Source organism: Burkholderia singularis (genome assembly GCF_900176645.1).
Lineage (GTDB): Bacteria > Pseudomonadota > Gammaproteobacteria > Burkholderiales > Burkholderiaceae > Burkholderia > Burkholderia singularis.
The window spans coordinates 84,250-110,447 of record NZ_FXAN01000036.1; the positions used below are offsets into that span (position 1 = coordinate 84,250).

A 26,198-nucleotide genomic window follows, 5' to 3' on the forward strand; every position below is an offset into this window, starting at 1 on the left:
CGCATATCGCGCGCTCGGACGCCGCACCCGCGCCCGCCGCGCTCAGCCACGCCGCAAATCCAGCGTACACGGGAATTCGCGGCTCGCCTCCGCCGGCTCGACTGCCATCGCACCAGGCGTGTGCCCGATCGACACGAAGCGCGCGAGCCGCCTGCTTTCGGCTTCGTATGCATTTACCGGAAACGTGTCGTAACTGCGGCCGCCCGGATGCACGACGTGATATTGGCAACCGCCGAGCGAGCGCTGCATCCACGTATCGACGATGTCGAACACGAGCGGGGCATGCACGCCGAGCGTCGGATGCAGCGCCGATGGCGGCGACCAAGCCTTGTAGCGCACGCCCGCAACGTATGCGCCGGCAAAGCCGGTCGGCTGCAACGGCAGCGCGCGGCCGTTGACGCTCACCATGTAGCGGCTGTCGTTCAGGCCGCTCAGATGAACTTCGAGCCGCTCGAGCGATGAATCGACATAGCGCACCGTGCCGCCTACCGCACCTTCCTCGCCCATCACGTGCCATGGCTCCAGCGCGCCGCGCAACGTCAGTTCGATCCCGCGCACGGCAATCTGCCCGAACAGCGGAAAGCGGAACTCGAAGTGCGGCGCGAACCACGCAGGATCGAACTCGAAGCCCGCATCGTGCATTTCGGTCAACACATCGTCGAAATCGAGCTTTACGAACGTCGGCAACAGAAAGCGATCGTGCAGCGCGGTGCCCCAGCGGGTCAGCGGCGTCGTGTAAGGCGTGCGCCAGAAACGGGCCACCAGCGCACGCAGCAGTAACTGTTGAACGATGCTCATCCGCGCGTGCGGCGGCATCTCGAAGGCCCGCAATTCCAGCAGACCGAGACGCCCGGTTGCCGAATCCGGCGAATAGAGCTTGTCGATGCAGAACTCGCTGCGATGCGTGTTGCCCGTCACATCAATCAGGAGATTACGCAGCACGCGATCGACGAGCCACGGCGGCATGTGCTCGCCGTGGAGCATCTTGTTGCGTCGAATCTCGGCAAACGCGATATCGAGTTCGTAGACCTGATCGTTTCGCGCTTCGTCGACGCGCGGCGCCTGGCTCGTCGGTCCGATGAAGAGCCCCGAGAACAGATACGACAGCGACGGATGATTGTGCCAATAGGCAATCAGACTCGCGAGCAGATCGGGACGCCGAAGGAAGGGGCTATCGGCGGGCGTCGCACCGCCGAGCACGAAATGGTTGCCGCCGCCCGTGCCCACGTGCCGGCCGTCGACCATGAATTTTTCGCTCGACAGCCGTGAGCGGAACGCGGCGTCGTATAAAAATTCGGTATGCTGGACAAGTTCGTAAAAGTTGTGCGCCGGATGGATGTTGACTTCGATGACGCCAGGATCGGGCGTCACTTGCAGCATCTTGAGCCGCGCGTCGCGCGGTGGCGGATAACCTTCCAGCACGAGCTTCATATCGAGCGACTCGGCGGTCAATTCCACCGCCGCCAACAAATCGAGATAATGCTCGATCGCGGCCATCGGCGGCATGAACACATACAGCAAGCCATTGCGCACTTCGACGCAAAGCGCGGTACGGGTGATCCACTTGGCCGATTCGAAGCGCGACGGATAGCGCGCGGAATCGCACGATTCGTTCCGGCCGGCGATCTCGGCGCCCTCGCCCGTGCGAGCCTGCATCACAGTACGCGCTGCGGCCGCGTGGCCACGTGCCGCGTCGTAGCCGCGCGATTCATGCCGGTCCAGATAGCGCGCACGCAACGCCGCTGCACCGGGCAACGCGGACTGCGGCGCGAACGGATCGCGCTCGACAAGGTAGGGATAATCGCCACTGCTTACCCACGGCAGCGAATCGAGCGGCAGCCGGTAACCCATCGGCGAATCGCCGGGAACCAGATACATCCGCTCGTCGCGGAAAAACCATGGCCCAGTCTGCCAGCACGGCCCCGCGAGCGCGGCATTGCCTTCGAGCGGTTCGAGCGGCAATACATAGCCGATCACGCTGTCGAGCTGTTGAGAAAACACTCTGCGCAGCCGCGTGCGCTCGAGTTCGTCATCGAGCCGAGCATCGAACGGATCGACGTTTACCGGCAGCCGCCGTTCGCGCCACAGGTAATACCACGCGTCTTCATAGCCGGGCGTCACATAATCGCTCGTCACGCCGATACGCATCGCGAGTGCGCGAATGAAGCGTTCGGCATCCGCCGTCGTATATGAAGACGGCTCGCGCTCGTCGGCGAACCGCGTCGGATCGTGCCAGACGGGCTCACCGTCCGCGCGCCAGAATACCGACAGCGCCCAACGCGGCAACTGCTCGCCCGGATACCACTTGCCTTGCCCGAAATGCAGGAAACCACCGGTTCCATATTCGTCGCGCAGCTTCTGGATAAGCGATGTCGCATAACCGCGCTTGGTAGGCCCAAGCGCGTCGGTGTTCCACTCGGCGCCGTCGCGATCGTCCATCGATACGAAGGTCGGCTCCCCGCCTTGCGTAAGCCGCACGTCGCCCGCATCGAGCGCGGCGTCGACCCGGCCGCCGAGGCTCAGCACGCGCTGCCATTGCTCGTCGGTATAGGGCTTCGTCACACGCGGCGATTCGTAAATCCGGGTTACCCGCATCTCATGTTCGAACTCGACGTCGCACTCGTCGACGAGCCCCTCCACCGGCGCGGCGCTCGTCGGCTGAGGCGTGGCGGCAAGAGGAATGTGCCCTTCTCCCGCGAGCAGCCCCGAGGTCGGATCGAGCCCGATCCAGCCCGCACCGGGCAAATACACCTCGCACCATGCATGCAGATCGGTGAAATCGGACTCAGTGCCACTTGGGCCGTCCAGCGATTTCACGTCGGGCGTGAGTTGAATCAGATAGCCGGACACGAAACGTGCTGCCAAGCCGAGACGACGGCAGATTTGCACCAGCAGCCAGCCACTGTCGCGGCAAGAGCCCGATGCGAGTTTCAACGTCTGCTCGGGCGTCTGCACCCCTGGCTCCAGCCTCACCAGATACCGGATATCGCGCTGAAGCCGCTGGTTCAACGCCACCAGGAAATCAATCGTGCGCGCCGGCGTGCGATCGATCGATTCGATATACGAACGAAATACGGTCGACTCGCTCGTTGGCGGGTCGCACGCGAGATACGGCGCGAGTTCATCGCGCAACGCATCCTCGTAGCAAAACGGAAAGCTTTGTGCACGCTCGTCGAGGAAAAAGTCGAACGGGTTGTAGACCGACATTTCCGCAACGAGATCGACGACGATCTCGAACGTGCCCGTTTTTTCGGGAAATACGAGCCGCGCAAGATAGTTTGCGAATGGATCTTGTTGCCAATTGGCGAAATGCGTCGCCGGCTCGACCTTCATCGAGTACGCGAGAATCGGGGTCCGACAATGCGGTGCAGGCCGCAGGCGCACGACTTGCGGCCCGAGATGAACGGCACGGTCGTAACGGTAACGGGTGACGTGGTGAAGCGCGACGTGGATCGACATGGTCAGACAAGCTCCGGCGATTGGATCACGCTTATCACGACGTCCGCGAGCTTTGCTCCGAAACCGTGGACCGGCATCGTATCGCGATAATCGAGGCCCGCCGCTGTCCGCACGTAGCGCTCGTCCGGGCAGCGGTTCATGAACGGATCGAAACCGACCCAGCCAAGCCCTTCGACATACGCTTCAGCCCATGCATGGCCGGCTTGCGACGGCATCACGCCCGACAAAGCGTGATGCCGGGCCGCGCTCGGCTGCCGGGCTGCATCGCCCTGCGCCATGCGCGTTGCGTCCGCATCGAGCGTCTGCGCGTCTTGCTGCCGCATCTGCATCGTCTGCTGCGCGGCGCCGCTTGCCTGGTGCATCGTCTCGACAGCACGTTGCATCGGGACGTCGGTCAGCAAATAGCCCGCCACGTAGCGCGCCGGGATCTTCAGCGCGCGCGCCGCCGCGACGAACACATGAGCATGATCGCGGCTCGTGCCAACACCGCTTTGCAGCACGGTCTGCGCATCGCGCGGCGTCGGCGGTACATTCGGGTCATATGCGATTCGTCCATGCACTTCGGTCATCAGCCAGTGCAGCGCATCCAGGCTGCGATGCTCGATTGGCAGCGCCGCCGCGAGCGCGCGAATCGCCTCGCCCGCGCGCGTCAGCTCGGTGGTGCGCTCGAACAGCCATGGCGGTGCATAGCCGTCATTCTGGCCAAGAATGCCTGCGCGGTCCTGCGTCTCGACGACGCCTGCCGCCACGATGACGACCTCCGCTTTGTCGCGCTCATGCCGCATGAGATCGACCCGGTTACCGAATCCGTCTGCATAACTGAGTGATGGTTCGACGCCGTCGACCGTCACCTGCCACGCCCGCACGGTCTGGGATGGGCCGCTTTGTGGGCGCAACCGCAAGCGCTGCAGCGCATGGGTGGCGTGTTCGTCGAACTGGAAACGCGAAAGATGGCGAATGGCAAGACGCATGGCTGTTCTCAGTCGAAGTTGTAGGCTTGGGCGATTTCGACGCCGAGACTGTTGTTCTTGGCGATAAAATCCGTCAGAAACTCGTGCAGCCCGCTCTTGAAAATGCGTTGAACCGTATTGTCCTCGAGCGACTGCTTGATTTTGGCCGCGGTCTCGTGACAAGCGTGCGTGACGCCATAATCATTCGCGAGATGGCCGAGACTCGACGTCACATGGCCGTAACAGAAACGCAGCGAGCGCGGCATCCGGCCGTTGAGAATCAGGTAGTCGGCAATGTTGAGCGGCTTGTACTGGACGTCATAGACCCAGCGGTAAGACCGGTGCGCGGCGACGCAGCGCAGAATCGATTCCCACTGGTAGTTGTCGAGCATCGTGCCGACGTGCGACACCGAGGGCAGCAGCAGGTGATACTTGACGTCGAGAATTCGCGCGGTGTTGTCCGCGCGTTCGATGAACGCGCCGATCTGCGCGAAATCGAAAATCTCGTTGCGCAGCATCGTGCTGTAGAAACTGCCGAGAATCAGTGCGGTCTCGCGCTTGATCTCGTCGAGAATGGCCGGCAATCCGCTCGCCAGAATCGGCTGCGCAAGGCCGCGCCTGATCGCCAGCCACGCACCGTTCACACTTTCCCAGGCCTCGCGCGTGAGGGCCGTGCGGACCATCCGTGCGTTCGAGCGAGCGCTTTCGATACATGAGAGCACGCTCGATGGATTGTCTCGATCGCGCAGCAGATAATCGGTGACCGTATCAGCCGCATAAGTTTCGTACTTCTGCCGATAACCGTCGTCGGCACCCGAACTGACGAGTACCGACGACCATTCCGCCGGCGCATCCGCGGTGCGCGTGAGCGCCATCCGCAACCCCGCATCGACGATACGCGCGGTATTTTCCGCTCGCTCGATATAGCGGTACATCCAGTAAAGTCCGCTTGCTGTCCGTCCGAGAAGCATGGTGTTTCATCCACTGATCGTTATTCGGTCCGGCGCGTCTGCGCGCGCCGCCTGCGCACGCCGGCCAGCGTGCGCATCGCTCGTGTCATCGCGCATGTCCGGCACGTGCCGGGCATGCGCGTCAGTCAGCGAGCACCCAGGTATCCTTGGTGCCGCCGCCCTGACTCGAATTGACGACGAGCGACCCCTCCTTCAGCGCAACCCGCGTCAAGCCGCCTGGCGTGATGCGGATACGATCCGAAACCAGCACGAACGGTCTTAGATCGACGTGACGCGGCGCGAGCCCCTTCTCGGTCAGGATCGGCGTTGTCGATAATGCAAGCGTCGGCTGCGCGATATAGTTCGATGGCTTCGCGCGCAGCTTGGCCGCGAATGCGTCACGCTCGGCTTTCGATGCGGCTGGGCCAACCAGCATTCCGTATCCCCCCGAGCCGTGCACTTCCTTCACGACGAGTTCGTCGAGGTGCGCGAGCACGTAATCCAGGCTGTCGTCCTCGGCGCAGCGCCAAGTCGGCACGTTCTCCAGCAACGCCTTGCGGCCGGTGTAGAACTCCACGATCTCCGGCATATACGAATAAATCGCCTTGTCATCCGCGATGCCGGTGCCTGGCGCGTTCGCGATCGTGATATTGCCGGCACGGTAGACATCCATGATGCCCGCCACGCCGAGCACCGAGTCGGGCCTGAAGGTGAGCGGATCGAGGAACGCATCGTCGAGGCGGCGGTACAGCACATCGATCGCCCTGAAACCTTCGGTCGTGCGCATCGCGACGCGATCGTCGATCACCTGCAGATCGCTGCCTTCGACGAGATGCACCCCCATCTGATCGGCAAGGAACGCGTGCTCGTAATAAGCGGAATTGTGAATACCCGGGGTGAGTACCGCGACGGTCGGGTTGTCGGCATTGCCGCCCGGCGGACACACGGCCGCGAGTGACTGGCGCAGGAGCTGCGGATAGGTTTCGACGGGACGCACCTTTACCTGCTGGAACAGCTCGGGAAAGAGCTGCATCATCGTTTCGCGGTTTTCGAGCATGTACGACACGCCCGATGGCGTGCGCGCGTTGTCCTCGAGTACGTAGAACTGATTTTCCGCAGTCCGGACGATATCGACGCCGATGATGTGCGTGTAAACGTTTCCTGGCGGACGGAAATCGATCATTTCCGGCAAAAACGCCTCGTTATGCGAAATCAAGTGCTTCGGCACGATCCCCGCGCGCACGATCTCCTGGCGGTGATAAATGTCGTCGAGAAACGCATTGAGCGCCATCACGCGCTGCTCGATGCCTTGCGACAGCCTGTTCCACTCCTGTCCGGAAATAATCCTCGGCACGATGTCGAACGGAATCAGCCGTTCTGCGGCTTCGACATCGCCATAGACGGCGAACGTAATGCCCGTCTTGCGGAACACGCCTTCCGCGTCGTGCGCCTTCTGCGCGAGGCTCGCGGGATCCTGCGTATCGAGCCATTGTTTCAAGCGCTCATAGGGCGCTCGAACACTATCGCCGGGTTTCAACATTTCATCGAATGGCTTCATCGAAGAGTTCTCCATCGTTTGCTCGGCACCTGTCGATGCCGTACCGGCGTTATGTTTCGCGAGCAAAGAGCGTGCCTTGTATGAATCCGTCTCCCGGTTTGATTCGGCACTTTTGCGCAGCACGCCGCACCATGACGGTGCAGCCGCCCGTGGTCCGCATGCGCTGACTCGGCGCAATCGGCTTCGCCCGCGAGAATAGCGTCGCAGATTTCCATCGCATCTGTCTATGCGGGAAGTTGCTTCGTTCTCCGATGAATGTGTGCTTGCCGATTTTTTCCCACAGGGCTTGCGCAACGCAGCATGCATAGCCGTGCTGCCGTCAAATCCCCAATTTATAAATGAGAATCATTTGCATTTATAAAAAAATGGCGCGATGATAGCGCTTGTTACTCGCCCGTTGCGTGGCCACACACATCACGGGCCGCGCCAATTTCAGGAGGCTCATTCATGAATATCCGCGATACCCTGCGAAACGCCGCGCCAGCAGACGATACCGTCGACGGCCTGAGCATCGACGATGCTGAACGCATCGTACTGACAGCCATGCGCTCATGGCTGCGATGCGCGAACCTCAGTGCCGCGCATCGCGAACCGCCATCATGGCGCAACGTGCTGGCCGACGCGGGTCTGCACACCGACGGCCTCGTTCATTTCGACATGCTGATGCGCTTTCTGCAGTGCGACGCCAATTGTCCGCGCGATGAGCGATGCCACTGCCGAGACCGGCTTGCGATAGACGAAGCGATGCTGCTGCAAGCGCTTGCGGATTTGCAGTCTGCCCGCAGCGAAGCCGCATTGCGCGCACTCGCGCATTGGCTGCCGCGCTGTCCGGACAGCGGCGTACTGAAGATCGCCCGGTGGTTTTCGATCGCGCTGCTCGACGCCGGGCTTGCGATCCGCTCCACAACACAACCGAAGCCTTATATCCATTGATGCACCCGATAAAAGCTTCGTCGTAAAGCCCCGAAGTTTCGTGGTAACGGTTCCTACTGAGCTTGCATAGGCTAAAACGGCTTCGCCGGTCCATTGTTCGACATCCGAAATGAGCAGCGCGGTTTCGAGCGATACGCCGTGTGTGTCGCACTGTTTACCATCAGGAGGAACATTCAATGACGACTTTTATCGATGCATCGTCGCGCCGCCGAGCGAGCCGCCTCGTCTTGCTCGCCGTATCCCTGGCCGTCCAGATCGCGCCCATGAACAAAGCCAATGCGCATGGCGCCGTCGGCTTTCCAATCGCCCGGCAATACCAATGCCACCTCGACGGCGGCTACTGGGACCCGCCCGATGGCTCCGGAATTCCCTATGAGGACTGCCGAACCGCGTTTCGCGCCGGCAATAACTCGGCCTACCCGTTTACGCAATGGAATGAAGTGTCCGCAAATCCGGTCGGCCAGGGCAACGATCTCACGAAGCTAAAAGCGGCCGTGCCGGACGGCACGCTGTGCGCGGGCGGCGACCCCGCGAAAGTGGGCCTCGACAAGGCGCCAACTGCGCTCTGGCGCAAAACGCAACTGACGCCGATCAACGGGCACGTGGAACTCGTATGGGAAAACACCACCTCGCATAATCCGGCGCGCATGCGCGTGTTCATCTCGAATCCATCGTATGATCCTGCGCAGCCGCTACGCTGGAGCGACCTGACGCAAATCTACGACGCCCCGGCGCCCGCCCCCATCCCCGCAAACGGCGCGGGCCACCTGCCCGGCACGATCAGCTCGTTCTACAAGCTGGATGTGACGCTCCCGCCTGGCCGCACCGGCGATGCCGTGCTGTACAGCTACTGGCAGCGCATCGACCCCGGCAATGAAGGGTTTTTCAATTGCAGCGACGTGACGATCGCTGCGGACTCGCACGCATCCGGCTTCCAATGGATCGCTGCACGCAACTTCGTTGAGTCGAGCCTCACTCCGCGCGAGGGCGAACAGGTTCGTTTTCGTGTGATGAGCAATGATGCGCGCGGCACGGAGGTCGTCGATATTCGCGTTCCGATCTCATCGGCCAATGCCAACCGTAGCGTATGGGCCAAGCAACTCGCCGATCAGGTGAACAGCCGCTATGGCCAATTCGCGCGAATCGGCGTGCGCTCGGGCAACACGATCGCCTTCGACTCGACCAACATCGGCGCAAACAAGGTCTGGTTGTCGCCGAACCATGCCAGCGCAATCGAAATCGTCGGCGCACGCTGAATCGCATTGCCGCGCTTCGGATAGAAATTGGCGATTCCCATCATTAAAACATGCAATTTCACAATAATTGGTCGAATCGCCATACTGACGCTTCCTGATCACACTTCGATTCAAAAGGAAGCACGCAATGCCGATCATCAACACCCAGATCAAACCGTTCAAAGCCACTGCATACCACAACGGCGATTTCGTACCGGTCAGCGACGAGACGTTGAAGGGTAAGTGGTCCGTCGTCGTATTCTATCCGGCCGATTTCACGTTCGTTTGCCCGACCGAGCTTGGCGACCTGGCCGATCGTTACGCCGAATTCCAAAAACTGGGCGTTGAAATCTATGCGGTTTCGACCGATACGCACTTCACACATAAAGCTTGGCACGACACGTCGGACACGATCTCGAAGATCAAATATCCGATGATCGGCGATCCGACGCTCACGATCTCACGTAACTTCGACGTACTGATCGAAGAAGAAGGCATGGCGCTGCGCGGCACGTTCGTGATCAATCCCGAAGGCGAAATCAAGCTTTGCGAAATCCATGACAACGGCATCGGCCGCGATGCCGGCGAACTGCTGCGCAAGGTGCAGGCAGCGCAGTACATCGCCGCTCATCCAGGTGAAGTCTGCCCTGCGAAATGGACGCCCGGCGCCGATACGCTCACGCCTTCGCTCGATCTGATCGGCAAGATCTAAGCTCACGCGGCGGCTCGTGCGCGGTGCGTTCCGGGCCGCGCGGCGCAATCCGTCGCATCGCTTCAACGCTCTCCGCTCGGCATCACACGCATTAGCGCCGGTCACGGCGCGTTACAAACCAGCGGCAAGACCTTCCCCTATCATTATGGAATCCGAATCGTCATGCTGGACGCCAACCTCAAGAATCAGCTGAAATCGTATCTCGAAAGAATCAGCCGGCCGGTCGAGTTGGTCGCATCGCTCGACGGCAGCGACAAATCGCACGAGCTGCGCGCGCTGCTCGACGAGATCGCTTCGCTGTCGCCGCAGGTGAGCGTGGTCGAGCGCCGCGATGATGCCGAACGCAAACCGTCGTTTACGGTTGGCGAGCCGGGACGCGACGCCCGCATCCGCTTCGCCGGCATCCCGATGGGGCATGAGCTCACGTCGCTTGTGCTCGCGCTGCTGCAAGCAGGCGGTCACCCGCTGAAACTCGACGACGCGGTAATCGAGCAGATCCGTTCGCTCGACGGCGATTATCGCTTCGAGACCTACATCTCGCTCACGTGCCAGAACTGCCCCGAAGTCGTACAGGCGCTCAACATGATGGCGCTGATCAATCCTCGCATCCACCACGTGATGATCGACGGCGCACTGTTCCAGGACGAAGTCGAAACCCGTCAGATCATGGCCGTGCCCACGCTTTTCCTCAATGGAGAAACGTTCGGCCAGGGCCGTAGCAGCGTGAAGGAAATTCTCGCCAAACTCGACAACGGCGCCGACGAGCAAGCGGCACAGGCACTGGCGGTCAAGCCTGTGTTCGACATGCTGATCGTCGGCGGCGGCCCCGCCGGTGCTGCGGCGGCCATTTACGCCGCGCGCAAGGGTATCGCAACCGGCGTCGTAGCTGAACGCTTTGGCGGCCAGGTGCTCGATACGATGACAATCGAAAACTTCGTATCGGTCCAGGAGACAGAGGGGCCGAAATTTGCGACAGCGCTCGAGCAGCACGTCAAGCAGTATGAAGTCGACGTAATCGATATGCAGCGTGCGGACAGACTCGTCCCTGGTCGCATCCACGAGATTCATCTCGCGAGCGGCGCCGTGCTGAAGGCGAAAACAGTCGTGCTCGCCACTGGCGCTCGCTGGCGCGAAATCGGTGTGCCGGGCGAACGCGACTACCGCAATCGCGGAGTCGCTTACTGCCCGCATTGCGACGGCCCGCTTTTCAAAGGCAAGCGCGTGGCGGTCATCGGCGGCGGAAATTCCGGCGTCGAGGCGGCGATCGATCTGGCCGGCATCGTCCGCGAAGTCACATTGATCGAATACGGAGCGCAACTGCGCGCCGACGAAGTGTTGCAACGCAAGCTGCGCAGCCTGCCGAATGTGACGGTGATCACGCAGGCGCGCACAACCGAGCTGACCGGCGACGGCACGAAGTTAAACGGGCTTGTCTATGACGATCTGCTCAGCGGCCAAACAACGCGCATCGAACTCGAAGGCGTGTTCGTCCAGATCGGGCTCGTGCCAAACACCGAGTGGCTGAAAGACGCGATCGCGTTATCGAAGCACGGCGAAATCGTCGTCGATGCACGCGGTGCGACATCGGCACCAGGAGTGTTCGCCGCCGGCGATGCGACTACCGTGCCCTACAAGCAGATTGTGATCGCGCTCGGCGAAGGTGCGAAGGCCGCACTCGGTGCATTCGATTATCTGATTCGCAGCGACGCCGCGCCGGACATGGTATCCGCGTCGGCCGGAACTATCGTGCGCAGCGGCGAGGCGCTCGCCGCCTAAGGTATTTCACTGGTCTACCGTTGGCCCTCGCTACGATGGCGGGTATCGTGGCGAGGGCATTTTTTGTCTTGCGATTTCGGAAGGCGTAGTAAATACGCTCATGTCCGTTTGGAAAACAACATTTGACGGTATTGCCGAGTCCCAAGCAATCAAGCATTCGCGCCGCGTGGTTTCCCCGATCACGCGGCGCCAATATCCGCCCATACTGATGCCGGATATTCGCAGGAAATCGCGAATGCATAAGCGCAGTTGACTCAACTGCACCGCGCGTCGGATATATCAGCTCTTATCGTATGCGAACTGAATGCCGGCCGTTCCGCCGGTATCGATGAACAGATTCATGAACGCCGGTACGGTTTCGTTGCGCGCCCAGTCGCGTTGCAGCTCACAGAACAGTTGGGCAACGCTGATAAGCTTGCCGCCCGCCTGTTCGATACGACGCAATGCGGCTTCGTGCGCGGCAACAGATGTGCCGCCGACCGCGTCGGCGACGACGAATACCTCATAGCCGGCCTTCAGCGCATCGAGCGCCGGAAACGTTAGACAGGCTTCTGTCCACAGCGCAGTCATGATCAATTTCTTGCGCCCCGTTGCCTCGACGGCCTCGCGAAATTCGACGTCTTCCCACGAGTTAATGCTCGTGCGATCGTAAGTCGGGTAATCGCCCAGCACGGCGCGTAGTTGCGGGATAGGCGGCTTGTTAAGGCCGGTCTTCACATTGACCGTAGAATGGATGATCGGCAGTTTATAGGCAACGGCAGCGTTCGCAGCCCCCACAATGTTGTTGACCAGGAGTTGGCGATCCATCGACGCGATGGAATTCACTTGGACCGGCTGATAATCAATGATGATAAATGCCGCATTTTTCGGCGTGAGCAGATGGTCGTCCGCCGGATCGCGAATCGGTTCGCTTGCCATGGTAGCCTCCAGAAACAGTGTAAAAAATTGATAAATAGTCCAAATTATCAATGCATGGCTCGTATGCAACAGCGAGGAAACCGTGCGGCTTTTTTCCCTGACTGTCGCAAATATCCAATTTCGGCAGCGCGGGAAGCGAAAGCACCAGGCTCGAGTAACCCGGCAACGCGCCGCGCACACGGCCGCGTTGCGCTCGATCACCAGCGATCTGTCCCAGCCGATTCGGTGCTCCCGGAACAGAGCTGATTCGCCTTGCTCAATATCCTATTCCCGGAACAATTTGATTCCCAGTATCGTCAAATGCCTTCAGTGTTCTATAAATGGAACGATCATGGACGATCTGAACGACCTCTATTACTTCGCGAAAGTGGTCGAGCATGGTGGATTCACTCAGGCCGGGCGGGTGCTGGGCGTACCAAAATCGACACTGAGCCGGCGCATCTCGGAACTCGAGGCACACTACAATGTGCGGCTGCTGCAGCGAACGACACGTCATTTCGCTGTCACTGAAGCCGGGCGCGAGTTTTACGAACGATGCGTCGCCGTACTGGTGGAGGCGGATGCTGCGCGCGAGATCGTGGAGCGTCAGCATGCCGAACCGCAAGGCATCGTGCGCGTCAGTTGCCCAACAGCACTGCTCGAGTACCGCGTCAGTAACCTGCTGGCGCGCTTCATGGCCACGTACCCGAAGGTGCAGGTACACCTTGATGCCACCAATCGCCGTGTCGACCTATTGAGCGAGGGTCTCGATCTCGCATTGCGCGTGCGCTTTCCTCCGTTGGAGGACAGCAACCTTGTGATGCGAATCCTCGGGGACAGTCCACAGCGGCTGGTGGCCGCTCCGGGCTTACTGAGAGGGCGCGACTTGCTGACGGACCCCAACGAATTGACCGGCCTGCCGAGCGTCGATTGGGGGCCACCGCGAAACCACATATGGCAATTGGCTGGGCCGCATGGCGTGGAAGCACAATTGCGCCACCACCCTCGTTTCATCACCGATGATATGCATGCGCTACGCGATGCCGCGATCAATGGCGTCGGAATCGCCCAACTGCCGTGTATGGTGGTTGAAGATGACTTGCGCAACGGCACCCTGGTCGACGCGCTGCCGCGCTGGGCGCCCAAGGGAGGCGTGATCCACGCGGTATTTCCGTCCCGGCGCGGTCTTCTCCCCCGCGTGCGCTTGCTGATCGACTTCCTGGCAGAGCATATTCGGCGGGACTGACGTGAGTAGTCCAGAAGCCGTGCGTCAGCTTCGTCGATGTCAACGCGACACAAGCGAAACCATTCGCCCGTCGCTCTCACGGTTCAACCGCAAGCACCGATTTCGCCGCATGCCGTGCAAAAATCGCAGCCGTCCTTACGGATCACCGCATTCGCACCGCACGAATTGCATTTTCGGCCGAACATCGTGCGCGGTTCGATCGATTCGCGCAAACGCCCTGCCGCATCATTGCCGCCCGCTCCGGCTCGAGGCGACGGCGTGGCGGCATCCGGCTTCGGCGCGGCAGCCGCCGCGCCGCGCGACAACTGAGCAAGCAAGCGCGACGGTACCTGATTGCCTTGCGCATCGAGAAAGCCGCGACGATGCAGAATCTGCTGGATCGCATATGCAAGCGCCGCGACTTCCGAGTCGTGCCATAGCGGAATGCGCCGGCCGTCGAGCCGTTGTGTTTCACCGAGCCGTACCTGCCCGCGATCCCACGACACCTTGCGCATGTCCTGCAGATTCCGCGCGACAAATCCGCCGCGCGCCGCAAGCGACAGCGAGCGCATCGTCGCCGTGATCCACTGCTGGGACTCATCGCGCTGGCCCACCGGAATGAAAAACTCGATCGGCCGTTCGATCGTCACTTCCTCGCCGCCGATCGATCCGGTCACTTCGAGAAACGACACCGCCACGTAAATCGATTTCTTGCCCAACTGCGTCATGTACTCGACCTTCTCGATCGCTGCGGGCAATTCCCCCCTCGGCCGATGATCGATTGCAATCTTGAGCGGATCGAGATCCGTATCGGCGAGCGCGTCCGCAGGCCCGTCCGTATGCAGCACCGCCCCCAGTGTCTCGTTCGGCCGGTACGTTGCGAGCCCCTTCAAGCCGCGCTTCCATGCATCGAAATAAAGGCTCTCGAAATCGTCGAACGGGTAATCGGCCGGAACGTTTACTGTCTTCGAGATGGACGTGTCGATGTACGGCTGCACCGCGGCCATCATCTCGAGATGGTCATGCGCGGACATCTGCAGCGCGCTGACGAAGCAGTCCGGCAGCGCATCGACGTCGCCGCCCAACTCGCGGTACAGCCGGTATGCGTAATCCTCGACCGGAAATGTTTGGCGACTGCCGTCCGCCATGATCTTCGTGCGCTGATAACTCCACGAAAACGCCGGTTCAATGCCGTTCGACGCATTGTCGGCGAATGCGAGGCTCACGGTGCCGGTCGGCGCGATCGACAGCAGGTGGCTGTTGCGAATACCGTCGCGGCGGATCGCTTGCTGAATGTCTTCGGGCAGACGCGATGCGAACGTGCCCGCCTGCAAATACTGGTCGGCATCGAACAGCTCAAACGCACCGCGCTCGCGCGCGAGCTCGACCGACGCACGATAGGCGGCATCGCGCATCGTGCGCGCGATGCGTGCCGCGAAATCGCGCCCTTGCGGCGAATCGTAACGCAAACCCAGCATCACCAACGCATCGCCGAGCCCCGTGAAGCCCACGCCGATGCGGCGCTTCGCCTGGGCTTCGCGCCGCTGCTCGGGCAACGGCCATAGCGTCACGTCGAGGACGTCGTCGAGAAAACGCACTTGCATGGCCGTGCGTTCGGCAAACGCATTCCAATCGAACGCACTCGTCGCACCGCGCAGCGACGCGAACGGTTCGATAACGAAGCGCGTCAGATTCAGCGGCCCGAGATTGCAGCAGCCATAGGCGGGCAACGGCTGCTCGCCGCACGGATTCGTCGCACGAATCGTCTCGATCGCGCGCAGATTGTTGTCGACGTTCATTTTCGAGATGAACACGACACCTGGCTCGGCGATATCGTAGGTCGAGCGCATGATCTTGTCCCAGATCGCACGGGCGCGCTTCTCCGCATAGATCCACAGGCCGTCGTCGCGCTGTCGAAGATCGCCCGCCGCGCGCAGCGCGGGCGACGGCTCCGCGCGATGCACGAGCTGCCACGGCAAGTCCTGCTCGACCGCGTTCATGAATGCGTCGGTCACCGCGACGGAAATATTGAAATTGTTCCAACGGCCTTTCGAATGCTTCGCTTCGATGAATTCGTGCAAATCCGGATGGTCGCAGTCGAGCACCGCCATTTGCGCGCCGCGCCGCGAGCCGGCACTTTCGACAGTGCGGCAAGACGCATCGAACACGTCGATATAGCTGCACGGCCCCGATGCACTCGAACCCGTCGAATGCACGTAAGCACCGCGCGGACGGATCGCCGAAAAATTGTAGCCGACCCCGCCGCCGCGCCGCATCGTCTCGGCCGCCTGCAACAGCGCGACATAGATACCGGGCAGCCCGCGCTCGTCGACGCCCTGAATGCAATCACCGACGGGCTGTACGAAGCAGTTGATCAGCGTCGCCGCAATCGGACTGCCCGCCGCGCTCATGATCCGTCCCGCGCCGAGCGCACCCTGCTGCAGATGCTCGACGAAGCGCGCCTCGATCTCCCGGCGCCGCGCCCGCGGCTCGGCCTGTGCGACGCCTCGCGCGACGCGGCGAAACACGTCGTCTGCGCTCCGCTCGTCGCCTTTCGCGTATTTTTCCAGCAGCACGTCAATGGAGAACGGCTGTGGGGCGAGATGGAAGCCGGCATCGATAGTCGCCATGAATACCCCTTTTTTGCAGCACCTGCGAATGGATGACGCCCACCATGACGATCATCGGGGCACTGCGAACGAAGCGGCACGCTGCCCATTCGACGACCATAACGCACGCGAGCACTGGCCGCAATCGGCTCGCGTGCGAAGCTGTCGCATGAATCACGACAGTCAAGCGGTTCACCGCGATAGCGCGCCGACCGGCGGCAGAGGCGCTACGTGTCGGGAAACTGCGAGGAAACCGCGCAGGCGTTTTGATATTGTGGATCAACGCGCAGCCGGCCGCTTGTCGTCGCGCAACAACCGGGCAGGCGGCGCGGGTATTGGCGCATCCGCTGCAAAGCGCTTGCAACAGACGGCGCAGGCTGGCCCCACGCACCGCGCGGTTCGCGCCATATTGCGCACGCGTCAGGCCCGCGCGCTCGTCCGGCGGAGCAAGGTGGCTCGCTCGAGCGCGTCGAGCACAAACCCGATCGCGCCGGTTACAACGATCACCGCGGCCAGTTCCGAATGGCAAGCCGATCACGCGTATTTAGCATGAGAGGACTGAGATCGGCGCTCATGCCAAGCATCTCCACCGGCACCAGCACGATCCACAGCAGGCCGATCGCGCGCCGCAGCAAGGCTCTGGTCAAGCCGGAACCAACGCCTGTCGATAGGCCGGTACCGAAGCAGTGCTCATCGGGATGGGCGGCCATCGGCAAAATGCAGCCGGCAGCGGCCGTCAAGGATCACATGAAAACCCTCTCTCGCGTGGCCGGCCGTCGATGCACGCCATCCGCCGCCAGCAATACTGGCCAACGGGGAAAATCGAACTGACGGGGCCCAGGCTCGACAACAGCCAATCAATGGTTTTGTTGGACGCTGACGGACCGGAAAAATAAAAACCGGGGAGCGGCGTCGAAACGCCCCCCGGTTTGCCGACCGCACGCGTCGCCGCTCCAGCGGCACGCTCGCGCGATCGATGCGCCGAAGTCAGAAGTCGAAGCCCGGCCCGCCCGCGCCGGGGCCGCCCACGGGGGGCGCGGGTGGTGTGTCCTTCGGTGCTTCGTGAACAGTCGCATCGGTCGTCAGCAACAGCCCCGCGATCGATGCGGCGTTCTGCAGCGCAGTGCGCGTGACCTTGGTCGGATCGAGCACGCCCGATTCGACCAAATCGCCATACTCGCCCGTCGCCGCGTTGTAGCCGAAATTGCCTTTGCCGTCAGCGACTTTCGCGACGACGACGCTCGCCTCCTCGCCCGCGTTCGCGACAATCTGACGCAACGGCTCTTCGAGCGCGCGCAACACGATATTGATGCCCGCTTTCTGATCCGCGTTCACGCCGGTCAAACTCGCGATCGCCTGCTTCACGCGGATCAGCGCAACGCCACCGCCAGGGACGATGCCTTCTTCGACGGCTGCACGAGTCGCGTGCAACGCATCGTCGACGCGATCCTTCTTTTCCTTCACTTCGACCTCGGTGGCGCCGCCGACCTTGATCACCGCCACGCCGCCAGCCAGCTTCGCCACGCGCTCCTGCAGCTTTTCACGGTCGTAGTCCGATGTCGCCTCGTCGATCTGCACGCGAATCTGCTTCACTCGCGCCTCGATGTTGACCTTCTCGCCGGCGCCGTCGATGACGGTGGTGTTTTCCTTGCCCACTTCGACACGCTTTGCGCGGCCCAACTCTGCAAGCGTCGCTTTCTCCAGCGTGAGGCCGGTTTCCTCTGCGATCACCTGGCCGCCCGTCAGGATCGCGATGTCTTCCAGCAGCGCCTTGCGACGATCGCCGAAGCCCGGCGCCTTGACCGCGACGGTCTTCAAAATGCCGCGGATATTGTTCACGACCAGCGTCGCGAGCGCCTCGCCCTCGACGTCCTCGGCGATGATCAGCAACGGGCGGCCTGCCTTCGCCACTTGTTCGAGCACCGGCAGCAAATCGCGGATGTTCGATACCTTCTTGTCATGCAGCAGAATGTACGGCTCGTCGAGCACCGCCAGTTGGCGGTCCTGATTATTGATGAAATACGGCGACAAATAGCCGCGATCGAACTGCAGCCCTTCGACGACGTCCAGTTCGTCGGCGAGCGACTTGCCATCCTCGACGGTGATCACGCCTTCCTTGCCGACACGGTCGATCGCCTCGGCGATGCGTTGGCCGATCGACTCCTCGCCGTTCGCCGAAATCGTGGCGACCTGCGCAATTTCCTTGCTTGTCGTCGTCGGCTTGCTGATCTTCTTCAACTCCTCGACGGCAGCCGCCACCGCTTTGTCGATGCCGCGCTTCAGATCGAGCGGATTGAGCCCGGCTGCGACGTACTTCTGCCCTTCGCGAACGATCGCCTGCGCGAGCACGGTGGCGGTGGTCGTACCGTCACCGGCCGCGTCGCTCGTCTTCGACGCGACTTCCTTCACGAGTTGCGCGCCGATGTTCTGTACCTTGTCGGCCAGCTCGATCTCCTTTGCGACCGATACGCCGTCCTTCGTGACGACGGGCGAGCCGAAACTGCGTTCGAGCACGACGTTGCGGCCTTTCGGGCCGAGCGTGACCTTCACCGCGTTAGCCAGCAGATTGACGCCTTCGACGAGTTTCGAACGTGCGCCGTCATGAAAAATGATTTCTTTCGCTGCCATGATCCGGTGCTCCCAATCAGGAATGGACGACTGCGACAATATCTTCTTCGCGCAGTACCAAAAGTTCGTTTCCGTCGACCTTCACGGACTGGCCAGCATACTTGCCGAACAACACGCGCTCGCCGACCTTCACGTCGGGCTCGACGCGCTTGCCGTCGGCGTCGCGCCGGCCGGGGCCGACGGCGATGATCTCGCCCTGATCGGGTTTTTCCGCCGCGCTATCCGGGATGACGATGCCCGAGGCGGTCTTGGTTTCCTGATCGAGTCGCTTGACGATGACGCGATCGTGTAGCGGACGTAGGCTCATTCTCACGTTTCCTTATCGAAATTGTTGGCACTCGGGTTAAGTGAGTGCCAATCAGGTGTCGAGTATAGAAACGTGCCGCCAATCGCTCCAATAACGGATTTTCAAAAACTTATCGATGAATGGCATTAGGCGCCGGCCCTGCCTGACGAGTCGACGTCCAGCTCAATCCGGCTCTGAAGTATCCGGGCGGCCGTCGGACGGGTTCGAACGGCATGCGCGACGATGTGTTCGGATACCTGATAGATCACATCCCGCCGCTCGGCGCAGCCGGCAGCGCGGCAAGAAACGCCGTCGCAGGCCGCGAATCGGCTAACCGCACGCCTATCGGCGTGCCGGTGCGACGACGGCGCCGGTCGCATCGCTCATCGGCCGTCGCATCGGCGTCTCGCCGCACCGTCCCCATCGCGCTAGCGCGCGCCGACCTTGCGCTGCCGCCACAGACACAGCAAATCGCAGCCGATATGCGCGGCCGCGAGCGCGGTAATCTCGCTCTGGTCATACGCGGGCGCGACTTCGACCACGTCCGCGCCGATCAGATCGATACCTCCAAGCCCGCGCACGATCGCGAGCGCCTGCGCGGACGACAACCCGCCCGCCACCGGCGTACCCGTGCCGGGCGCAAACGCAGGATCGAGACAATCGATATCGAAAGTCAGATACGCGGGGCGGCTGCCGACGATCGACTCGATCCGCTCGATCGTCGCACGTGGCCCATGCTCGTGCACCCATGCAGCATCGAGCACGTTGATGCCGAGAAAATCGTCGTTCCATGTGCGAATGCCGATTTGTACCGACGTCTTCGGATCGATCAGGCCTTCCCGGACCGCCTTGTAGAACATCGTGCCGTGATTGAGGCTGTCGGGCTGATCGTCGGCCCAGGTATCGCAATGTGCATCGAAATGAATCAGCGATAGAGGCTTGCCATGTTTGCGCGCATGCGCAATCAGCAGTGGATAGGTGATGTAGTGATCGCCGCCGAACGTCAGCATCGTCGCCCCGGATTGCAAGATGGTCTGCGCGTGCGCGACGATCGCCGGCTTGATCGACAGCGGGTTATGGGCATCGAACCAGCAATCGCCGTAATCGATCACGGCGAGATCGTCGAATGGATCGAAACCCCACGGATACGGGTGCAATTCCGCGAGTTGCACGCTCGCCGCGCGCACCGCGGCCGGCCCGAGCCGCGCGCCCGGACGGAACGTCGTCGCGAGATCGAGCGGCACACCGGATACGACGACGTCGGCACCTTCCAGTTCTCGCGTATAGCTGCGCCGCATAAACGACAGCACGCCTGAATAAGTATTTTCGATTGACGAGCCGTAGACGGACGAACGACGGATCGCGCCGTCGCCATAGAGTGTGTCAGCCATGGGATGACCTGATGAGAAACCGGCCCCGCGGTGACGCGGCGCAAACCGCGCAAAGGGCGAGCCGGCAGTCGGATTCATTGGGAACGCAACGGCACGCCTCGACGCGCGCCGCTGCGGTGGCTTGCGAATCCTTTAGCGCAGCCGCACGAGCGTCGACTTCAGCTCGGTGTACTTCTCCAGCGCGTGCAACGACTTGTCGCGGCCGTTGCCCGATTGCTTATAACCGCCGAACGGGAAATTCATGTCACCCCCTTCGTCGTAGCAATTGACCCATACCGTGCCGGCGCGCAAGCGTCGCGCCACCTCGTGCGCGGTCGTCAGATTCGCTGTCCATACCGCCGCGCCCAGCCCGTATTCGCTGTCGTTCGCGATACGCACCGCATCGTCGAGCGAATCGAACGTGATCATCGACAGCACCGGCCCGAAAATCTCCTCGCGCGCGATCTTCGTATCGGGCGTCGTATCGAACACGGTCGGCTCGATATAAAAACCGCCGCTCGTCTCGTTCACACGCGCCCCGCCGAACACCAGCTTCGCTTCGCTGCGGCCCGCGTCGATATAGCTGAGCACGCGATCGAGCTGAACCCGATCGACGATCGCGCCCATCGAGACGGCCGGGTCGAGCGGGTTGCCCGGCGCATACGCACGCGCCGCCGCGGCGAGCTTCTCGACGAACGCCTCCTTGATATCGCGATGCACGAGCAGCCGCGAGCCCGCCGTGCACATCTCACCCATGTTGTAGAAGATCGCGCCGGCCGCCGCTTTCGCGGCCCGGTCGAGATCCGGGCAATCGGGCAGCACGATGTTCGGCGACTTGCCGCCGAGTTCGAGCCATACGCGCTTCAGGTTCGATTGGCCTGCGTACTGCATGATCAGTTTGCCGACCGCGGTCGAGCCAGTGAACGCGAGACAATCGACGTCGCCATGCAACGCCAACAGCTTGCCGGGCTCGCCGCCGCCCGGCAGCACGTTGAACACGCCGGCGGGAATGCCAGCGTCGTGGGCAAGCTGCGCGATCCGGATCGCAGTGAGCGGCGATTTCTCCGAAGGCTTCAGCACGACGCTGTTGCCGGCGGCAAGCGCAGGGCCGAATTTCCACGACGCCATCAGGATCGGAAAATTCCACGGCACCACCGCGGCAATCACGCCAAGCGGCTCGCGCGTGACTAGTCCGACGAGATGATGATCAGCCGGCACCACCTCGCCCCCGACCTTGTCGATCGCCTCAGCGAACCATTCGACGCAGTAGGCGGCACCCGGCACGTCAACCGTCGTGGTATCGCCGATCGGTTTGCCCGCATCGAGTGTTTCGAGCAGTGCCAATTCATCCAAATGCTCGCGAATCAGCGCGGCCCAGCGAAGCAGCTTCGCCTTGCGCTCACGCGGATTCAGGCCCGCCCATACCTGCGCTTCGAACGCGCGGCGCGCCGCGGCAACCGCCGCATCCACGTCCGCTGCGCCGCAATCGGCGATCTTCGCCAGCACTCGGCCATCGATCGGGCTCACGCAATCGAACGTCTTGCCGGACTGCGCGTCGCGGTAGGCACCATCGATAAATGCCCGGCCTTCGATCGCGAGCGACGCAGCCTTGTCCTGCCAATACGCCAAAGTCTTCTTTTCCATCGGAATGCCTCATCAGGTTTGACTCGCCGCGACGATTCCGCTTCGGCGCGACGACGGTGAACGGCGTCTGCGTGCCGTCAGAATGTAGGGGGCGAATTCGCCGACACGACCTCACAAACGTCATCCGCACTGGGGTTGCGAAAACGGTGCGGCAAACGGCTTTCGAAGTAGTAGCTGTCGCCGGGGTCGAGCAGCCAGGTCGTGCCGTCCACGGTCAACTCGATCTGCCCGGACACCACCACGCCGCCTTCATGCCCCGCATGCGTGAGCATTTCCGGGCCGGTGTCGGCCAGCGGCTGATACACCTCGCGCATGATGCACATATTGCGGTCCTTCACGCCCGAGCCGGCCAGATAGAACTCGATCGCCCCATTGCCGAGGTTCGGCATCTCGTTGCGGCGCGAAACCACCGAACGATCCTCATCGACCTCGAACGTGAAAAATTCCGCCAGGCTCATCGGAATGCACTCGAGCAATTTCTTCAGCGATCCTACCGAAGGGCTGACGCGATTCTGCTCGATCAGCGAGATGGTGCCGTTCGTCACGCCGGCGCGCTTGGCAAGCTCGCGTTGTGACAGGCCATGCTTCTTGCGGACGTGGCGCAGGCGAGCGGCGACTTCAGTGGACATCGATAGAGATTCCGGCACGATGGATAGAGATCGGTGACAGTGATGAACGGGAACCGACGGGCGAACCGAGAGGGGCAGCACGCGTGTCGAATATTCTAATCACTTTCGATTATTTTCCGTCGGTAGAAACCCTGCAAGCCGTTCGAAATAATGGACACCGACACGACGTGAGTTACCCCGAAAAATGCGTGCTTTTTGCGTCAGACAAACCAGTAATATCAGGGAAGATCCGGCCATAAAGATTTTAGAAAAACGTTGACGCCAATTTTGGCTCGTATATGCTGGGTCCCAGGTCAGCGTCATGCCATCGTCATACATCGTGTATCGCATTATGACGGTATCCGAAGCATTTGCCGGATGACGATCATGCCGCCACCCCGTCGCCCCGATTTATTAAACACCCAAGGTGTTCAATGAAACGAGGCGTCGAATACTTTCAACGTCACCAGTCGAGTGTAATCGTGAGAGTCCGTGGCCCTCTGGTAAGGTGGGATCGAAGTCAAGTGGCGTGCCGTTTGCGCCAAGACCTCGCTCTGCCCGACGGAAGCAGCGGCGCGTCAGCTCCTCGCCTGCTTCCATCCATCTTCACTATCCTGTCCCGTCGCTCGGTACGACGTCATAACGCCGTCTCCGCACGCGCCTATATCGCCGTGCATACCGACGAAGTCGCTTCGCTATTGCCATAGCGCCTCCTACTTTCTGACAAGGTTCGCTGCGAACGTGCGTCGTGCGCCCGATCGGCGTGCGGATGCACATCGCCGGTGCGCGTGCGTTCGACGAACGTCGGTGTGTCGCGCGTCCGGCAGCCGTCCCTGAATCACTTCGTCGTGCGTTATGCGGCTGCCGGCCGATCGCCTGCGCATGCCCGCCGCGCACCCCTTTATTTACGGCTTTGCCTGCCATGCAAGGCCGTTGGGCTCTGTCACGCCCGCGATCCGGCGCCTACCGTCAGGTTGATCGCCATCCGGGCATGAATGGAACGTAAAAGTCATGCAGAGAAAACCACTGATCGGAATCACCGCCGACAAGACAATGATCGGCGTGCATCCATCGCATGTCGTCGGCGAGAAATACATCACGGCTATCGTCGATGGCGCCGATGCCGTCGCGATGCTGGTCCCGGCGCTCGGCACACGGCAAGCAGCGGACGACATCGTTGCCGCCGTCGACGGCCTGCTCTTCACTGGCAGCTACTCGAACGTCGAACCGCATCGCTACGGCGCTCCCCCGAGTGCGCCGGACACGCTGCACGATCCCGCCCGCGATGCGACGACGCTGCCGTTGCTGCGCGCGGCGGTCGATGTCGGCGTGCCCGTGCTCGCGATCTGCCGCGGCCTCCAGGAAATGAACGTCGTGTTCGGCGGCACGCTGCACCAGCAGGTTCATGCGGTCGACGGCTTTGCCGATCACCGCGAGAACAAGCACGACACGCTCGACGTTCAGTACGGGCCCGCGCACGCCATCCGGCTCACGGCAGGCGGCTTGTTGCAGCGCATTGCCGGCGGCATGGCCCAGGCGCAGGTGAATTCACTGCACAGCCAGGGCATCGCCCAACCGGGTGCCGCGCTCGCGGTCGAGGCGACGGCGCCCGACGGATTGATCGAGGCAATCAGCGTACCCGGCACACCGGCTTTCGCGCTCGGCCTGCAATGGCACCCGGAATGGAAATACGCGAGCGATCCGCTGTCGAGCGCGATCTTCCGCGCATTCGGAGCTGCATGCCAAGAACGGATGCTCGCCCGAATGCGCAACGATGCCGACCAGCCGCCCGTGCGCCCGATTTGCGCATGAGCCGGCAGACCCAACGAGAACAATCATGAACGAAATCGACGAATTCCTGAAAAAGCATCGGATTACTGAAGTAGAAGCCATCATCCCCGACATGGCGGGCATCGCGCGCGGCAAGATCATTCCGCGCAGCAAGTTCGAAACCGGCGAATCGATGCGGCTGCCTCAAGCCGTGATGATCCAAACTGTTACCGGCGACTACCCGGAGGACGGCACGCTCACCGGCGTGACCGACCCCGACATGGTGTGCTTGCCCGACGCATCGACCATCCGCCTGATTCCGTGGGCGGTCGATCCAACCGCGCAAGTGATCCACGATTGCGTACATTTCGATGGCACGCCCGTCGAAATCTCGCCGCGCCGCGTGCTGCGCCGCGTGCTGGAGCTGTACAAGGCGAAGGGCTGGAAGCCGGTGATCGCGCCGGAACTCGAGTTCTATCTGGTCGACATGAATAAAGATCCGGATCTGCCGCTTGCGCCGCCGGTCGGCCGCACCGGCCGGCCGGAGACGGGACGGCAATCCTATTCGATCGAGGCGGTCAACGAATTCGACCCGCTCTTCGAGGACATCTACGAGTACTGCGAAGTACAGGACCTCGAAGTGGACACCCTGATTCACGAGGTCGGCGCCGCGCAGATGGAGATCAATTTCCTGCACGGCGATCCGCTGAACCTCGCGGATCGCGTGTTCCTCTTCAAGCGCACGGTACGCGAGGCCGCGCTGCGTCATCATATGTATGCGACGTTCATGTCCAAGCCGATGGAAAACGAGCCCGGCTCGGCAATGCACGTGCATCAAAGCATCGTCGACGAGGAAACCGGCCAGAACATCTTCACCGCGGCCGATGGCAGTCCGACCGAGATGTTCCATGCATACATCGCGGGCTTGCAAAAATACACCCCGGCGCTGATGCCGATCTTCGCGCCGTACATCAATTCATACCGGCGGCTGTCGCGCTTCATGGCCGCGCCGATCAACGTGCAGTGGGGCTATGACAACCGCACCGTCGGTTTCCGGATTCCGCACTCGTCGCCGGCGTCGCGCCGTATCGAGAACCGGATCCCGGGCGTCGACTGCAATCCGTATCTGGCGATCGCCGGCACGCTCGCAGCCGGTTATCTCGGCATGACCCAGCGTTTGAGGCCGACCGAGCCGCTCGTCAGCGACGGTTACAGCCTGCCGTATCAGCTGCCGCGCAATCTGGAAGAAGGCCTGACGCTGATGACATCCTGCGGGCCGCTCGCGGAAATGCTCGGCGAGAAGTTCGTGAAAGCGTACCTCGCGTTGAAGGAAACGGAATACGAAGCATTTTTCCGCGTGATCAGTTCATGGGAGCGCAAGCATTTGTTGCTGCATGTCTGATCCGACGCACTGCCATATCGATACAGGAGTCAAGATGAGTTATCAATCGAACGAATCGGTGTGGGTTCGGCCCGCAGCGAACGCACGAGCCGAACAACGCACGAGCGCCGAATACCGCGAGCTGGACGCGGCACACCACCTGCACCCGTTCTCGGACATGGGCGCGCTCAACCGCGCGGGCAGCCG

At 61.8% G+C, this 26,198-nt stretch carries 20 protein-coding genes and 1 pseudogene; 9 read left to right on the forward strand and 12 right to left on the reverse strand.

The features are described 5' to 3' along the window. Nucleotides 1-42 precede the first annotated feature (42 nt). From BSIN_RS04995 to BSIN_RS05010, 4 genes are all read right to left on the reverse strand, one after another. Complete coding sequence (locus BSIN_RS04995; protein ID WP_089339690.1) at nucleotides 43-3,459, reverse strand: transglutaminase family protein; 3,417 nt, start codon at nucleotides 3,457-3,459, stop codon at nucleotides 43-45. A gap of 2 nt (nucleotides 3,460-3,461) precedes the next feature. Continuing rightward, nucleotides 3,462-4,430, reverse strand: coding sequence for a transglutaminase family protein (locus BSIN_RS05000; RefSeq protein ID WP_089339691.1), 969 nt, complete (start codon nucleotides 4,428-4,430; stop codon nucleotides 3,462-3,464). Nucleotides 4,431-4,438: 8 nt separating this feature from the next. After that, the gene (locus BSIN_RS05005) at nucleotides 4,439-5,380 is read right to left on the reverse strand and encodes an alpha-E domain-containing protein (protein WP_059520119.1); all 942 of its coding nucleotides are present in this window, start codon (nucleotides 5,378-5,380) and stop codon (nucleotides 4,439-4,441) included. Between the two features lie 121 nt (nucleotides 5,381-5,501). Beyond that, nucleotides 5,502-6,917: a circularly permuted type 2 ATP-grasp protein gene (locus BSIN_RS05010; protein WP_069236471.1), complete on the reverse strand. Its 1,416-nt coding sequence runs from the start codon at nucleotides 6,915-6,917 to the stop codon at nucleotides 5,502-5,504. 447 nt (nucleotides 6,918-7,364) lie between these two features. Between BSIN_RS05010 and BSIN_RS05015 the strand changes: the two genes are divergently transcribed. The 4 genes from BSIN_RS05015 (at nucleotide 7,365) to ahpF (ending at nucleotide 11,573) form a co-directional block, all read left to right on the forward strand. After that, nucleotides 7,365-7,850, forward strand: coding sequence for a hypothetical protein (locus tag BSIN_RS05015; protein ID WP_089339692.1), 486 nt, complete (start codon nucleotides 7,365-7,367; stop codon nucleotides 7,848-7,850). Nucleotides 7,851-8,026: 176 nt separating this feature from the next. Next, on the forward strand, nucleotides 8,027-9,106 hold the full coding sequence (locus BSIN_RS05020) for a lytic polysaccharide monooxygenase (protein ID WP_089339693.1): 1,080 nt from the start codon (nucleotides 8,027-8,029) through the stop codon (nucleotides 9,104-9,106). Nucleotides 9,107-9,233: 127 nt separating this feature from the next. Then, nucleotides 9,234-9,797: an alkyl hydroperoxide reductase subunit C gene (ahpC, locus tag BSIN_RS05025; RefSeq protein ID WP_059570392.1), complete on the forward strand. Its 564-nt coding sequence runs from the start codon at nucleotides 9,234-9,236 to the stop codon at nucleotides 9,795-9,797. 162 nt (nucleotides 9,798-9,959) lie between these two features. Beyond that, the gene (ahpF, locus tag BSIN_RS05030; RefSeq protein ID WP_089339694.1) at nucleotides 9,960-11,573 is read left to right on the forward strand and encodes an alkyl hydroperoxide reductase subunit F; all 1,614 of its coding nucleotides are present in this window, start codon (nucleotides 9,960-9,962) and stop codon (nucleotides 11,571-11,573) included. Between the two features lie 279 nt (nucleotides 11,574-11,852). Here ahpF and BSIN_RS05035 read toward each other — a convergent pair whose 3' ends face one another. Then, nucleotides 11,853-12,491 carry a hydrolase gene (locus BSIN_RS05035; RefSeq protein ID WP_089339695.1) on the reverse strand — a complete coding sequence of 213 codons (639 nt, stop codon included), beginning with the start codon at nucleotides 12,489-12,491 and terminating at the stop codon, nucleotides 11,853-11,855. A 331-nt stretch (nucleotides 12,492-12,822) separates the two neighbouring features. Here BSIN_RS05035 and BSIN_RS05040 point away from each other — a divergent pair, with 331 nt between their 5' ends. After that, on the forward strand, nucleotides 12,823-13,716 hold the full coding sequence (locus BSIN_RS05040; RefSeq protein WP_089339696.1) for a LysR substrate-binding domain-containing protein: 894 nt from the start codon (nucleotides 12,823-12,825) through the stop codon (nucleotides 13,714-13,716). 83 nt (nucleotides 13,717-13,799) lie between these two features. Here the strand turns inward: BSIN_RS05040 and BSIN_RS05045 are convergent, their stop codons facing one another. The 7 genes from BSIN_RS05045 to BSIN_RS05075 all read right to left on the reverse strand — a co-directional run bounded on the left by BSIN_RS05045 (nucleotide 13,800) and on the right by BSIN_RS05075 (nucleotide 22,861). Further along, nucleotides 13,800-16,325 (reverse strand): adenosylcobalamin-dependent ribonucleoside-diphosphate reductase, encoded by a 2,526-nt coding sequence (locus BSIN_RS05045; protein ID WP_089339697.1) that lies wholly within the window; start codon nucleotides 16,323-16,325, stop codon nucleotides 13,800-13,802. A 482-nt stretch (nucleotides 16,326-16,807) separates the two neighbouring features. Beyond that, entirely contained in the window at nucleotides 16,808-17,014 is a 207-nt protein-coding gene (locus BSIN_RS26720) for a hypothetical protein (protein ID WP_175581861.1), read from the reverse strand. A 277-nt stretch (nucleotides 17,015-17,291) separates the two neighbouring features. Beyond that, a complete protein-coding gene (groL, locus tag BSIN_RS05055; RefSeq protein WP_089339698.1) occupies nucleotides 17,292-18,932 on the reverse strand; it encodes a chaperonin GroEL in 1,641 nt (546 codons plus the stop codon). 16 nt (nucleotides 18,933-18,948) lie between these two features. After that, nucleotides 18,949-19,239: a co-chaperone GroES gene (gene groES / locus BSIN_RS05060; protein ID WP_059520110.1), complete on the reverse strand. Its 291-nt coding sequence runs from the start codon at nucleotides 19,237-19,239 to the stop codon at nucleotides 18,949-18,951. Between the two features lie 407 nt (nucleotides 19,240-19,646). Then, entirely contained in the window at nucleotides 19,647-20,609 is a 963-nt protein-coding gene (speB, locus tag BSIN_RS05065; RefSeq protein WP_089339699.1) for an agmatinase, read from the reverse strand. A gap of 132 nt (nucleotides 20,610-20,741) precedes the next feature. After that, nucleotides 20,742-22,232, reverse strand: coding sequence for an aldehyde dehydrogenase (locus BSIN_RS05070; RefSeq protein WP_089339700.1), 1,491 nt, complete (start codon nucleotides 22,230-22,232; stop codon nucleotides 20,742-20,744). A gap of 77 nt (nucleotides 22,233-22,309) precedes the next feature. Then, nucleotides 22,310-22,861, reverse strand: a complete 552-nt coding sequence (locus BSIN_RS05075) for a cupin domain-containing protein (protein ID WP_089339701.1) — start codon at nucleotides 22,859-22,861, stop codon at nucleotides 22,310-22,312. Between the two features lie 461 nt (nucleotides 22,862-23,322). Here BSIN_RS05075 and BSIN_RS26405 point away from each other — a divergent pair, with 461 nt between their 5' ends. The 4 genes and pseudogenes from BSIN_RS26405 to BSIN_RS26410 form a co-directional block, all read left to right on the forward strand. Next, nucleotides 23,323-23,547, forward strand: a complete 225-nt coding sequence (locus tag BSIN_RS26405) for a hypothetical protein (protein WP_083237562.1) — start codon at nucleotides 23,323-23,325, stop codon at nucleotides 23,545-23,547. A gap of 304 nt (nucleotides 23,548-23,851) precedes the next feature. Next, complete coding sequence (locus BSIN_RS05085; protein WP_089339702.1) at nucleotides 23,852-24,652, forward strand: gamma-glutamyl-gamma-aminobutyrate hydrolase family protein; 801 nt, start codon at nucleotides 23,852-23,854, stop codon at nucleotides 24,650-24,652. Between the two features lie 25 nt (nucleotides 24,653-24,677). Then, nucleotides 24,678-26,012 carry a glutamine synthetase family protein gene (locus BSIN_RS05090; RefSeq protein WP_089339703.1) on the forward strand — a complete coding sequence of 445 codons (1,335 nt, stop codon included), beginning with the start codon at nucleotides 24,678-24,680 and terminating at the stop codon, nucleotides 26,010-26,012. Nucleotides 26,013-26,046: 34 nt separating this feature from the next. Then, nucleotides 26,047-26,198: pseudogene (locus BSIN_RS26410) on the forward strand (aspartate aminotransferase family protein); the annotation flags it as partial.

What these genes read in the sequence shown, in the direction of transcription:
- BSIN_RS04995 (WP_089339690.1), bottom strand. Translation starts at nt 3,459, where the DNA reads ATGTCGATCCACGTCGCGCTTCACCACGTCACCCGTTACCGTTACGAC.
- BSIN_RS05000 (WP_089339691.1), bottom strand. Translation starts at nt 4,430, where the DNA reads ATGCGTCTTGCCATTCGCCATCTTTCGCGTTTCCAGTTCGACGAACAC.
- BSIN_RS05005 (WP_059520119.1), bottom strand. Translation starts at nt 5,380, where the DNA reads ATGCTTCTCGGACGGACAGCAAGCGGACTTTACTGGATGTACCGCTAT.
- BSIN_RS05010 (WP_069236471.1), bottom strand. Translation starts at nt 6,917, where the DNA reads ATGAAGCCATTCGATGAAATGTTGAAACCCGGCGATAGTGTTCGAGCG.
- BSIN_RS05015 (WP_089339692.1), top strand. Translation starts at nt 7,365, where the DNA reads ATGAATATCCGCGATACCCTGCGAAACGCCGCGCCAGCAGACGATACC.
- BSIN_RS05020 (WP_089339693.1), top strand. Translation starts at nt 8,027, where the DNA reads ATGACGACTTTTATCGATGCATCGTCGCGCCGCCGAGCGAGCCGCCTC.
- ahpC (WP_059570392.1), top strand. Translation starts at nt 9,234, where the DNA reads ATGCCGATCATCAACACCCAGATCAAACCGTTCAAAGCCACTGCATAC.
- ahpF (WP_089339694.1), top strand. Translation starts at nt 9,960, where the DNA reads ATGCTGGACGCCAACCTCAAGAATCAGCTGAAATCGTATCTCGAAAGA.
- BSIN_RS05035 (WP_089339695.1), bottom strand. Translation starts at nt 12,491, where the DNA reads ATGGCAAGCGAACCGATTCGCGATCCGGCGGACGACCATCTGCTCACG.
- BSIN_RS05040 (WP_089339696.1), top strand. Translation starts at nt 12,823, where the DNA reads ATGGACGATCTGAACGACCTCTATTACTTCGCGAAAGTGGTCGAGCAT.
- BSIN_RS05045 (WP_089339697.1), bottom strand. Translation starts at nt 16,325, where the DNA reads ATGGCGACTATCGATGCCGGCTTCCATCTCGCCCCACAGCCGTTCTCC.
- BSIN_RS26720 (WP_175581861.1), bottom strand. Translation starts at nt 17,014, where the DNA reads ATGGCCGCCCATCCCGATGAGCACTGCTTCGGTACCGGCCTATCGACA.
- groL (WP_089339698.1), bottom strand. Translation starts at nt 18,932, where the DNA reads ATGGCAGCGAAAGAAATCATTTTTCATGACGGCGCACGTTCGAAACTC.
- groES (WP_059520110.1), bottom strand. Translation starts at nt 19,239, where the DNA reads ATGAGCCTACGTCCGCTACACGATCGCGTCATCGTCAAGCGACTCGAT.
- speB (WP_089339699.1), bottom strand. Translation starts at nt 20,609, where the DNA reads ATGGCTGACACACTCTATGGCGACGGCGCGATCCGTCGTTCGTCCGTC.
- BSIN_RS05070 (WP_089339700.1), bottom strand. Translation starts at nt 22,232, where the DNA reads ATGGAAAAGAAGACTTTGGCGTATTGGCAGGACAAGGCTGCGTCGCTC.
- BSIN_RS05075 (WP_089339701.1), bottom strand. Translation starts at nt 22,861, where the DNA reads ATGTCCACTGAAGTCGCCGCTCGCCTGCGCCACGTCCGCAAGAAGCAT.
- BSIN_RS05085 (WP_089339702.1), top strand. Translation starts at nt 23,852, where the DNA reads ATGCAGAGAAAACCACTGATCGGAATCACCGCCGACAAGACAATGATC.
- BSIN_RS05090 (WP_089339703.1), top strand. Translation starts at nt 24,678, where the DNA reads ATGAACGAAATCGACGAATTCCTGAAAAAGCATCGGATTACTGAAGTA.